Source organism: uncultured Bacteroides sp. (assembly GCF_910585845.1).
Lineage (GTDB): Bacteria > Bacteroidota > Bacteroidia > Bacteroidales > Bacteroidaceae > Bacteroides.
Genome location: NZ_CAJUHF010000038.1, coordinates 23,891 through 35,652 on the forward strand (window position 1 = coordinate 23,891; position 11,762 = coordinate 35,652).

The window sequence follows — 11,762 nt, forward strand, 5'->3', positions numbered from 1 at the left end:
AATGGAAGATAAAACAAAAATCACTTATCCCGATTCCGAGAAAGTCTACATGCCGGGCCAACTCTTCCCCTACCTCAAAGTAGGTATGAGGAAAGTGAACCTGACACCCACCGTAGCCGTGGAAAACGGAGAGAAAATCATCACAGAGAACGCCCCTGTCTACATCTACGACACCAGCGGCGCCTACAGCGACCCGAACCTGAAGGTAGACCTCAAAAAAGGCCTCCCCCGCCTCCGCGAACCGTGGATACAGGAGCGCGAAGTGGAACGCCTGCCGGAAATCACCTCCGAATACGGCAAGATGCGCCTGGCCGACAAGAGCCTCGACGCCCTCCGCTTCGAACACATCACACTGCCCTACCGCGCCAAACCGGGCAAACAAGTAACGCAGATGTACTATGCCAAGCAAGGCATCATCACACCGGAAATGGAGTACGTCGCCATCCGCGAGAACATGAACTGCAAAGAGCTGGGCATAGACACCTACATCACCCCGGAGTTCGTGCGCAACGAGATCGCCGCCGGACGCGCCGCCCTGCCCGCCAACATCAACCACCCCGAAGCCGAACCCATGATTATCGGTTCGAAATTCCTCGTCAAGATCAATACGAACATCGGCAACTCCGCCACCTCCTCCACCATCGAAGAGGAAGTGGAGAAAGCCGTATGGAGCTGCAAGTGGGGAGGAGACACGCTGATGGACCTCTCCACGGGAGCGAACATCCACGAAACGCGCGAATGGATCATCCGCAACTGTCCGGTGCCGGTGGGCACGGTGCCCATGTACCAAGCAATGGAGAAGGTGAACGGAAAGGCGGAAGACCTGACCTGGGAACTGTTCCGCGACACGCTCATCGAGCAGTGCGAGCAGGGAGTGGACTACTTCACCATCCACTGCGGCATCCGGTTGAAGAACATCCACTTTGCCAACGAACGCCTTTGCGGCATGGTAAGCCGCGGGGGAAGCATCATCTCGCAGTGGTGCAAGGTGCACCAGAAAGAGAGTTTCCTCTACGAGCACTTCGATGACATCTGCGACATCTGCGCGCAGTACGACGTAGCCCTCTCCTTGGGCGACGGCCTGCGTCCGGGCGCCATACGCGATGCCAACGACCGGGCACAATTCGCCGAGCTGGACACGATGGGCGAACTTGTGGAGCGTGCCTGGGCAAAGAACGTGCAAGCTTTCATCGAGGGTCCGGGGCACGTGCCGATGCATAAGATCAAGGAGAACATGGAGCGCCAGATAGAGAAGTGCCACGGTGCCCCGTTCTATACGCTCGGTCCGCTGGTGACGGATATCGCACCGGGTTACGACCACATCACGAGTGCCATCGGTGCGGCACAAATCGGCTGGTACGGCACGGCGATGCTTTGCTACGTGACGCCGAAAGAGCATCTTGCCCTGCCGCAAAAGGAGGACGTGCGTGTGGGTGTGGTCACTTACAAGATTGCCGCGCATGCCGCCGACCTTGCCAAAGGCCATCCGGGAGCGGAAGTGCGTGACGATGCGTTGAGCAAAGCGCGCTATGAATTCCGCTGGAAGGACCAGTTCAACCTGAGTCTCGACCCGGAACGTGCACTGCAATACTATAAGGAGGCCAACCACCTGAACGGAAAGTATTGCACCATGTGTGGCCCGAACTTCTGCGCCATGCGCATCAGCCAACGACTGAAGAGTTGTGATTATGAATAAAACTCAAGAACTTAAAGAACTCAAGAAGTCAAAAACTTAAGAACTCAAGAACTTAAATATTATGATTGAAACCAAAGTATCCAAAGGTATTATCAGTACCTATTTTGAGAAGTTAGAAAAGAACCTCGATTTGGACGTAGCCATTGTGGGTGGTGGTCCTTCGGGCATAGTAGCGGCTTATTACCTAGCTAAGGCAGGACTGAAAGTTGCGCAATTCGACCGTAAGCTGGCTCCCGGCGGCGGCATGTGGGGCGGCGCCATGATGTTCAACCAGATTGTCATACAGGAAGAGGCTATCGACATCGTAAAGGAATTTGAAATCAACCACGAGAAGTACGAAGACGGCCTCTATGTAATGGATTCCGTAGAGAGCACTTCCGCCCTGCTCTACCATGCGGTACATGCGGGTGCCACGATCTTCAACTGCTACTCGGTGGAGGACGTCATCTTCAAGAACAACACCGTAAGCGGTGTGGTAGTAAACTGGACTCCCGTACTGCGCGAAGGTCTGCACGTAGATCCACTGAATATCCTTGCCAAGGTAGTAGTGGACGGTACCGGACACGACAGTGAAATAGCCGCCACCGTGGCACGCAAGAACGGCATCCGTCTGGCCACGGAGACCGGAGGCGTGATCGGCGAACGTTCATTGGACGTCGTTGCAGGAGAAGACGAAGTAGTGAACGGAACGAAGGAAATCTATCCGGGACTGTATGTCTGCGGTATGGCTGCATCTGCCGTTTCGGGCACTCCGCGCATGGGACCGATCTTCGGCGGTATGCTGATGTCGGGTAAGAAGGTTGCTGACGAGATTATCGCAAGACTGAAGAAATAAAGCCCGGCATCTCGTGGTTCACCACGAATCGAGAACCTTATTTATTTGTCTCATGAGACCGTCTATTTCGTCTCATGAGACATTTTTTTTCGTCTCACGGGATGATTTCTTTCATCTCACGAGACGATTTTTTTCGTCCCACGAGGCGATTTCTTTCATCTCATGAGGCGATACTTCATCTCACGAAACCATTTATTTGAGAACGTATCAATATCAAAAAAACAGGATGGAACCAGCAGAATATATTCCTAACCTCTGTCTCCCTCCTCTTACCTTATCCTGCGCGTTCCCGCAGTTTACGGAAATGCGAAAGCACCTCTTCTGTGTCCTCTGGCGTCCGGTATCGGTTCCAGATATCTCCCAAAAGAGCCGCACCACCAAATCCAAGCGACTTTATCTCCGGAAGATTCGCCTCACTTATCCCGCCCAAGGCAACGACTTTCCTATTGATAATCCCCTCAGCCTGCGCCTGCCGCAAGGTCTCCTGCGAATACCCCGAACGATATCCCTGCTTCGATATACTGTCATAAACGGGGCTCATCAGGACATAGTCGAAACGGTCGGCGGTTGCTTTCACCTCCTCCAGGCTATGGCAAGCACGGCTTAGCATGCCGCGATACCTCTCCGGCGCCTCTGCATGACGGGAGTTCAGGTGAATTCCACCCAAAGCAAATTCCTCCTGCAAGGAAAAGAAATCGTGGATAACAATCCGCTGCCTGTATTCCCAAGGTATCTCACGCACGAGCTGCCTGACCCGGCTGATGTCCGCACCGGGCTTACGCAAATGAAGCAGATCCAGTCCGGCACGGAAAAGGGCAGCGATGACCTGCGCTTCGTCCGGAAGAAAGTCCGGCGACGTGATGACAATCAGTTTCATAGTGCCGTTCCTCCCCTATTCTTCCCCTGCAGGGTTCATCGGATTCATCGGATAAAGGAAATGCCACAAGGGACCGTTTCCCTGCCCGATGTGCAGGTCTTTCCCAGCTTCGATAACCTTAGTGATATAAGTCTTTGCCAGCTCCACGGCTTCGTACATCGGGAATCCCTGCGCGAGGAAAGTCGCAATGGCGGAAGAGAGCGTGCATCCCGTGCCATGCAGGTTTTCGGTATGGATGCGTCCGGCGGCGAACAGATGGAGTTCGCGCCCGTCATAGAACACGTCGCACATATCGTTCCCCTCCAGATGCCCGCCCTTGACCAGGCAGGCACACCGGAACTCCTCACAGAGCTGCCGCGCCGCACATTCCATGTCGTCCACCGTGCGGACGGGCTTTCGCAATAGTACTTCCGCCTCGTGCAAGTTGGGAGTCACCAGAGAGACCATCGGAAGCAGACGGGTGCGGATGGCGTCTATCGCCTCGTCAGTCATCAGCTTATGCCCGCTGGTAGAGACCATCACCGGGTCGAACACCACATGACGCACGGGATATCGGCGCAACACATCTGCAATTTCCCCGATGATGGCCTCGTTTCCCGTCATGCCTATCTTCACGGCATCCGGCCTCAGGTCTTCCATCACCGCCTCCATCTGCCTGCCCACCAGCCCGGCAGGAAGCGGATGGACGCCCTGCACGCCCAGCGTGTTTTGCACCGTAACGGCAGTAATGGCCGTTGCCGCATAGCCGTCCAGTGCCGAAATCGTTTTTATGTCTGCCTGTATGCCCGCCCCCGCCGAACTGTCGGAACCGGCAACGGAGAGTACTATTACTTTTTTCTTGTCCATAGGGTTATTGCTTCTACCTTGATTCATCAATTGAAACCACTCTCCTTGTCCGGCTGCTTTCCCACGCAGCCTCAATCAGCCGTATCACACCGCCCACTTCGCGTGCATCCGTCAGCAAAGGTTCGCCGAGACGGATATGCCGGTAGATGTTATCATAGAAAGCGGCATAATTTCCCGGAAGGGAGGGATAGGGTTCGCGCACCGTTTTGCCGTCCGTCTCCGTATGCAGCACTCCCCACTGCGCCTTGTCTTCTTCCCCCCAATGCGGAGTGGTGGGCAGCGCGCCCTGGTTCAGTGCCGCCTCCTGCGGGTCGAGACCGTACTTCACGAACGAGCCTTCCGTTCCATGCAGCACGAAGCGCGGTTCATTCCCGCACATCAGGTAACTGGCCTTCAAGGTGACTTTCACGTTGGGCGACTTGGCGGGGCGCAACAGATGGATGATGAAGTAATCGTCCACCTTGCCTCCCGTGCGCAGCGTGGCGATGTCGGCAAAGAGGGCTTCGGGCATGCCGAACAGTTGCACAGCCTGGTCTATGACGTGTGCGCCCAAGTTGTAGGTCAGTCCGCCGCCGCTCTCTCCGGTCTCCTTCCAGGTATCCGGTTTGATGAAGTTGCGGTAGCGGGGGAAGGTCGATTCAAATTCCACCAGACGCCCCAGCACTCCCTTGGCAAGGAGTTCCTTCACCGTCAGGAAGTCGCAGTCCCACCTGCGGTTCTGATAGACACTCAGGGCGAGGTGGTTTGCTGCGGCAAGGGCTACCAGTTCTTCGGCTTCTTCCACCGTGGTGGTGAAAGGTTTCTCTACAACGACGTGTTTGCCTGCTTCGATGGCACGGCGGGCATACTCGTAGTGGGTGCTGTCCGGCGTGTTCACTATCACAAGATCCAGCTCGTCCATACCGAGCAGTTCGTCGAAACTGCGTACGATGCGCGCCTGCGGATAGCGTGCCCGCGACAGGTTCTTGCTACGCTCCACTACGGCAGTCAGCTCAAAGTGGGGGTCGGTCGAGATGAAGGGGGCATGGAACACCTGTCCCGACATCCCAAAAGCAGCCAATCCGGTTCTTATCTTATCCATGACATATCTTTTTTTTAGGTTCTTCCGATATTTGAAGTGACGATGCACTTTCATGTTAATGCATATCTTCCGGCAAAACTAATGAATTTACTGCTCATTCGCCACATAAAAGGAGATGTTTTATGCCTTTCAGTCCCTCTTATTCATCTGTTTTTTCGCCTTTCCGACGAAAAAAATAGGTCACGGTGCCAACACGATGCTTGTCCGTACCGACATCATACACAAGAGTATCGGATTTAACTACTTTACCCCCTAACGAAGCGAAACAAAATAAAACAGAATAAAACGAAGTGATAACTCCTTTAACTTCTTAAGCCAACTCATGCGTCTCCTTAAACCTACCCATGCGTCTTCTTAAACCAGCTTTTTACACAGAAAGAAGAAAGAAACGCCCCGAAAGAAAGAGGAACAAAGCGTAAAATCCGTATCTTTGGACCAGTTTATCAAGCAAGCACTTTTCCCTATGGCAAAAGAAAAAACAGTATACGTCTGTACCAACTGCGGGCAGGACTCCCCGAAATGGGTGGGCAAGTGTCCGTCGTGCGGCGCATGGAACACGTACGTAGAAGAGGTGGTACGCAAAGAGGCGCCTCACAAGCACCAGCTGTCCGGCATTGAGGCAGGAAAATCCAAACCCGTCACCCTCAACGAGATAGAAGCGGACGACGAACCGCGTATCGACATGCACGACGAAGAACTAAACCGCGTCCTAGGCGGCGGACTGGTGCCCGGCTCTCTGGTGCTGATTGGCGGCGAACCGGGTATCGGAAAGTCGACCTTAGTGTTGCAAACCGTGCTCCATCTGCCTGAGAAACGTGTGCTCTACGTCTCCGGCGAAGAGAGTGCCCGCCAGCTGAAACTGCGTGCCGACCGCCTTTCGCACCAGTCCAACGACTGCCTCATCGTCTGCGAGACGTCGCTGGAGCAGATCTTCGTCCACATCAAGAATACACAGCCCGAGCTGGTCATCATCGATTCCATACAGACCATCTCCACCGAAAGCATCGAATCCTCACCGGGCAGCATCGCCCAAGTGCGCGAATGTTCCGCCAGCATACTGCGCTTCGCCAAGGAGACACATACTCCCGTGCTGCTCATCGGCCACATCAACAAGGAGGGCAGCATCGCCGGGCCGAAGGTACTGGAACACATCGTCGACACCGTGCTCCAGTTTGAGGGCGACCAGCACTACATGTACCGCATCCTGCGCAGCATCAAGAACCGCTTCGGAAGCACAGCCGAACTGGGCATCTACGAGATGCGTCAAGACGGCCTAAGGCAGGTCAGCAACCCCTCGGAACTGCTCTTGAGCCAAGACCACGAGGGCATGAGCGGCGTAGCCATCGCCTCGGCCATCGAAGGGATACGCCCCTTCCTGATTGAGACGCAAGCCCTGGTAAGCAGTGCAGTCTACGGCAATCCGCAACGCTCCGCCACCGGCTTCGACCTCCGGCGGATGAACATGCTGCTTGCCGTACTGGAGAAGCGCGTGGGCTTCAAGCTGGCACAGAAAGACGTGTTCCTCAACATCGCAGGCGGACTGAAGGTGAACGACCCCGCCATCGACCTTGCCGTCATCAGCGCCATCCTCTCCAGCAACATGGACGCAGCCATCGAACAGGATGTCTGCATGGCAGGCGAAATCGGACTCTCCGGAGAGATACGCCCCGTGAACCGCATCGAACAGCGCATCAGTGAGGCGGAGAAGTTGGGCTTCAAGCGCTTCATCCTCCCGAAATACAACCTGCAAGGGATGGACAGGAAGAAGGTCAAGATAGAGCTGATCCCTGTGCGGAAGGTAGAGGAAGCGTTCCGGGCGCTATTCGGATGATTATACTACGGAGTATACCACTGATTATACCACTACGAGGGATACCCTCCGTAAGGATGACGTTGAATAACTTAAAACTATGATACAAGAATACCAACTGCGCGTACTGCCCGAAGTGGCAGCCAACGAGCAACGACTGAAGACATACCTCAACGAGGAAAAAGGGCTGAACCTGCGCGACATCACCGCCACACGCATACTGAAACGCAGCATCGACGCCCGACAGCGTACCATCTTCGTCAACTTGACCGTACGTGTCTACCTGAACGAGACGCCCGACGACCACGAGTACACACGCACCATATATAACAATGTGGAAGGAAAGCCGCAAGTCATCGTCGTGGGCGCAGGCCCCGGCGGACTGTTTGCCGCTCTGCGTCTTATCGAGCTTGGACTGCGCCCCGTCGTCGTGGAGCGCGGCAAGGACGTGCGCGAGCGCAAGAAAGACCTGGCGCTGATCAGCCGCACGCACAGCGTCAACCCCGAATCCAACTACAGCTTCGGCGAGGGCGGTGCGGGTGCCTACTCGGACGGCAAGCTCTACACCCGCAGCAAGAAACGCGGAAACGTGGACAAGATACTGAACGTCTTCTGCCAACACGGCGCCTCCACCTCCATCCTTGTCGACGCACACCCGCACATCGGCACGGACAAGCTGCCGCGCGTCATCGAGAACATGCGCAACACCATCATCGGCTGCGGCGGCGAAGTGTACTTCGAGACGCGCATGGACGCGCTCATCCTCGAAGGAGACGAAGTGAAGGGCATCGAGACCAACACGGGCAAGACCTTCCTCGGTCCCGTCATCCTGGCTACGGGGCATTCCGCCCGCGACGTCTACCGCTGGCTTGCCGCCAACGGCGTAGAGATAGAAGCCAAGGGAATAGCCGTCGGTGTACGTCTGGAGCACCCGTCGGAACTGATCGACCGGATACAGTATCACAACAAGAACGGACGGGGCAAGTACCTCCCCGCGGCAGAATACAGCTTCGTCACCCAAGTGGAGGGGCGGGGCGTGTACAGCTTCTGCATGTGCCCGGGCGGATTCGTGGTTCCCGCGGCCAGCGGCCCCCGACAACTTGTGGTGAACGGCATGTCGCCCAGCAACCGCGGTTCGCGTTGGAGCAACTCAGGCATGGTGGTGGAGATCAGGCCGGAGGACTTGGAGGACAAAGAGCAGTGCCCGCGCCATGAATCAAGCTCCCTGCTGATAGGCACGTCGTCCGCCAATTCCAATCTTCCGGCTGCCCTGAGGATGCTCTACCTGCAGGAATCGCTCGAGTTCGCCTGCTGGCAGCAAGGCAACATGCGCCAGACTGCTCCCGCGCAGCGCATGATGGACTTCACCAACAAGAAACTGAGCTACGACCTTCCCGAAAGTTCGTACGCACCGGGACTGATCTCCTCCCCCCTCCACTTCTGGATGCCCCCGTTCCTGGCGGAAAGGCTGCGGAAAGGCTTCCAGCAATTCGGGCGGCAAAGCCGCGGCTTCCTGACGAACGAAGCGGTCATGATCGGCATGGAGACGCGCACCTCGGCGCCCGTCAGGATCGTAAGGGACAGGGAGACGCTGCAACACGTCAGGCTGAAGGGTCTCTTCCCCTGCGGCGAGGGTGCCGGATATGCCGGCGGAATCGTATCGGCAGGCATCGACGGGGAACGGTGTGCGGAGGCGGCGGCTGCCTTATGTTTCTCCGGCCATCCTTCGTAATCCTAATAAATGAGGATTGCGGGGGGAGGGAAAATGCGTTTACTTTGCGGCCGAATTATAAGTATCGAGGGGTTGGGGAATTGGCAGACGGAGCGTAGTAATGATTCCTTTAGGGCCTGCTTGAATTCCGGATTCCCGTAATCCCTCCGCAACGTAAACGAAGAAATGAAGAAAAGTACATCATGGTTATTGGCCCTGGCATTCCTGCCGATAGGGAACGTCGGTGCAGAAGAGGCCGACACATTGAAGATAGTAGACGTAGAGGAAGTGCTCGTCATTGCGGCACCGAAGGAAAACCGCAAGCTGCGCGAGCTGCCGAATGCCGTCACCCTGCTTTCGCAGCAGGAGATGCAAGGGGCGCAGGTGAACTCCATCAAGAACCTGACCGCACTCGTGCCCAACATTTTCATCCCCGACTACGGGTCGCGACTGACCTCGGCCATCTACATCCGTGGCATCGGGTCGCGCATCAACACCCCGTCCGTGGGGCTGTATGTGGACAATATACCTTATATAGACAAGTCGGCTTTCGACTTCAACTATTCCGACATCGAGCGCATCGACGTCCTGCGCGGTCCGCAAGGCACGCTCTACGGGCGCAATGCGATGGGGGGCATCATCAAGGTGCACACCCGCTCGCCCTTCTCCTATCAGGGCACTGACCTGCGCATCGGGGCGGGAACGCACAATCAATATCAGGCTTCGCTCACCCACTATCACCGCCTGAGCGAGCGCCTCGCCTTTTCGGCCGGAGGGTTCTACGAGCACGAGGGAGGGTTCTTCCGCAATGCAGCCCTTCAGGGCAAGAAGATAGACAAGGGACAGTCGGCAGGCGGCCGCATCCGTACGATTTACCTGCCCGGGGAGGACTGGAAAGTGGATGTCACCCTCAGTTACGAATATGGCGACCAGGGCGGATATCCCTACGGGCTTTACGACAAGGAGACAGGGAGCGTGGCGCAGCCTGCCTATAACGCCGAGAGCAGTTACCGCCGCAACCTGCTGAACGCCGGGGTGAACATCGAGCATCAGGCGCGGCGGTTCACGCTGAGTGCCGTCACCGGATACCAGTACCTGACGGACCGCATGTTCCTCGACCAGGACTTCACCGCACGCAACATATACACCCTCGAGCAGCGCCAGCGCATACACACGCTCAGCGAAGAGATCGTGCTAAAGAGCAAGGGGGATCGCCGCTGGCAGTGGACCACGGGCGTCTTCGGGTTCTACCAGTGGCTCGACACAGCCGCGCCGGTCAACTTCGAGGAAGACGGCATGGCGATGCTGGGGCAGATGGTGGGCGGATTCATCCCGCCGCTGATAGAGGTGCCGATGGGCTCCATGGGGAGCATGCACATCATGCCCTCGCTGAAACTCAGCGGGACGCGCCTGCCCATCAACGGCGATTTCGAGACGCCGGTCGTGAACGGGGCGCTGTTCCACCAGTCCACGTTCCGCGAGCTTTTCGGCGTCGACGGGCTCTCCTTCACGGCAGGGCTGAGGCTGGACTACGAGAAGATGAAGATGGACTACGACTCCGGCACCTCGATGGACTACACCATAGGCATCACGGGGCAGATGATGCAAGACGAGCGGCCCGGGAGACCGATACAGATGATGCCCGAGGAGGCGCTCACGGTAGAGTCGCGCTATCGGGGCACGCTGGCGAAGGACTACCTGCAACTGCTGCCCAAGTTCGCCCTGCAATATGACTTCCGCCGGAACCTGGGCAACGTATACGCCAGCGTGAGCAAGGGATACCGCTCGGGGGGATACAACATACAGATGTTCTCCGACCTCCTGCAGGCGAGCCTGCGGAACGACATGATGCGCCAGGCGAAGGCGGAGATCATGTCCCACGTGCCCGACGGCATGAAGGAGATGGTGAACTTCATCCCCGACGCCGGAGAGAATCCCGACGCCCGCGCCGCCACGCTGTACAAGCCCGAACAGACCTGGAGCTACGAGGCGGGCACGCACCTGAACCTCTTCCGGAACCGCCTGCGTGCCGACGCCGCCCTCTTTTGGCTCGAGACGCGCGACCAGCAGATCTCCCGCTTCGCGCAGAACGGACTGGGCAGGGAGACGGTGAACGCCGGAGAGAGCCGCAGTCTCGGAGCCGAGCTCGCCGTGTCGGGGGCTGTGACGACGGATTTCAGCCTGACGGCAAGCTACGGCTACACCTACGCCACGTTCCGTGAGTACACCACCACGAACAGCCGCGGAGAAGCGGTCAGCTATGGCGGGCACTACGTCCCCTTCGTCCCCAAGCATACCTTGAGTCTGGGCGGGCAGTACCTCTTCCGCCTGCGTCCGGGTCGCTGGCTCGACGGCGTGCAGCTGAATGCCAACTACACCGGTGCCGGACGCATCTACTGGACGGAGCAGAACGACGTCAGCCAGTCCTTCTACGGCACGTTGAATTGCCGCGTCGGCCTGCGGAAAGGTAACGGTGAGATAGACTTCTGGTTGCGCAACGCACTGGATAAGGAGTATGCCGCCTTCTACTTCGAGAGTATGGGGAACGGGTTCGTTCAGAAGGGGCGTCCGGTGCAGGTGGGCGTAGAGTTGCGCTGTAGGTTCTGATTCCGCGTGCCGTGACGTTTATGCACAATTCCAATAATGACACTATAACGGGGGCGGGTGACATGCGGTTAACATCCGTTGACACTTCGGCGCCAGTGTGCCGCCAGTGTGCCTCCGTTTTTTCGCCACTCCATAGGAACGGACCCACAACGGAGGTATATTGGAGGTGTAGCAAAAATAAAATGGGAAAAATAGGGCGAAAAAAGCAAAATCATTAAGGTCTTTTAACCGGTTTCCGTGAACCGGTAACTATTCAGCGAATCGAATACAATCATGTTGGTCAGCAACAATTTTAGAAT

At 56.8% G+C, this 11,762-nt stretch carries 8 protein-coding genes; 5 read left to right on the forward strand and 3 right to left on the reverse strand.

Features of this window, described 5'->3' with window-relative positions; translation table 11 throughout:
* Nucleotide 1 precedes the first annotated feature (1 nt).
* Both thiC and QZ323_RS10795 read left to right on the forward strand, forming a co-directional pair.
* Nucleotides 2-1,696 (forward strand): phosphomethylpyrimidine synthase ThiC, encoded by a 1,695-nt coding sequence (gene thiC / locus QZ323_RS10790; protein ID WP_294634691.1) that lies wholly within the window; start codon nucleotides 2-4, stop codon nucleotides 1,694-1,696.
* A gap of 61 nt (nucleotides 1,697-1,757) precedes the next feature.
* The gene (locus tag QZ323_RS10795; protein WP_294634693.1) at nucleotides 1,758-2,531 is read left to right on the forward strand and encodes a sulfide-dependent adenosine diphosphate thiazole synthase; all 774 of its coding nucleotides are present in this window, start codon (nucleotides 1,758-1,760) and stop codon (nucleotides 2,529-2,531) included.
* Between the two features lie 274 nt (nucleotides 2,532-2,805).
* Here the strand turns inward: QZ323_RS10795 and QZ323_RS10800 are convergent, their stop codons facing one another.
* From QZ323_RS10800 to QZ323_RS10810, 3 genes are read right to left on the reverse strand one after another with little or no spacing between them, the layout of a single operon-like run.
* Nucleotides 2,806-3,408: a thiamine phosphate synthase gene (locus QZ323_RS10800; protein ID WP_294634694.1), complete on the reverse strand. Its 603-nt coding sequence runs from the start codon at nucleotides 3,406-3,408 to the stop codon at nucleotides 2,806-2,808.
* A 15-nt stretch (nucleotides 3,409-3,423) separates the two neighbouring features.
* Nucleotides 3,424-4,254: a bifunctional hydroxymethylpyrimidine kinase/phosphomethylpyrimidine kinase gene (thiD, locus tag QZ323_RS10805; RefSeq protein WP_294634695.1), complete on the reverse strand. Its 831-nt coding sequence runs from the start codon at nucleotides 4,252-4,254 to the stop codon at nucleotides 3,424-3,426.
* A 13-nt stretch (nucleotides 4,255-4,267) separates the two neighbouring features.
* Nucleotides 4,268-5,335, reverse strand: coding sequence for a Gfo/Idh/MocA family oxidoreductase (locus QZ323_RS10810; RefSeq protein WP_294634696.1), 1,068 nt, complete (start codon nucleotides 5,333-5,335; stop codon nucleotides 4,268-4,270).
* A gap of 463 nt (nucleotides 5,336-5,798) precedes the next feature.
* Here QZ323_RS10810 and radA point away from each other — a divergent pair, with 463 nt between their 5' ends.
* The 3 genes from radA (at nucleotide 5,799) to QZ323_RS10825 (ending at nucleotide 11,463) form a co-directional block, all read left to right on the forward strand.
* A complete protein-coding gene (radA, locus tag QZ323_RS10815; protein WP_294634697.1) occupies nucleotides 5,799-7,166 on the forward strand; it encodes a DNA repair protein RadA in 1,368 nt (455 codons plus the stop codon).
* Nucleotides 7,167-7,245: 79 nt separating this feature from the next.
* Nucleotides 7,246-8,877 carry an FAD-dependent protein gene (locus tag QZ323_RS10820; protein WP_294634698.1) on the forward strand — a complete coding sequence of 544 codons (1,632 nt, stop codon included), beginning with the start codon at nucleotides 7,246-7,248 and terminating at the stop codon, nucleotides 8,875-8,877.
* 165 nt (nucleotides 8,878-9,042) lie between these two features.
* Nucleotides 9,043-11,463, forward strand: a complete 2,421-nt coding sequence (locus QZ323_RS10825) for a TonB-dependent receptor plug domain-containing protein (RefSeq protein ID WP_294634699.1) — start codon at nucleotides 9,043-9,045, stop codon at nucleotides 11,461-11,463.
* The last annotated feature ends 299 nt before the right edge of the window (nucleotides 11,464-11,762 follow it).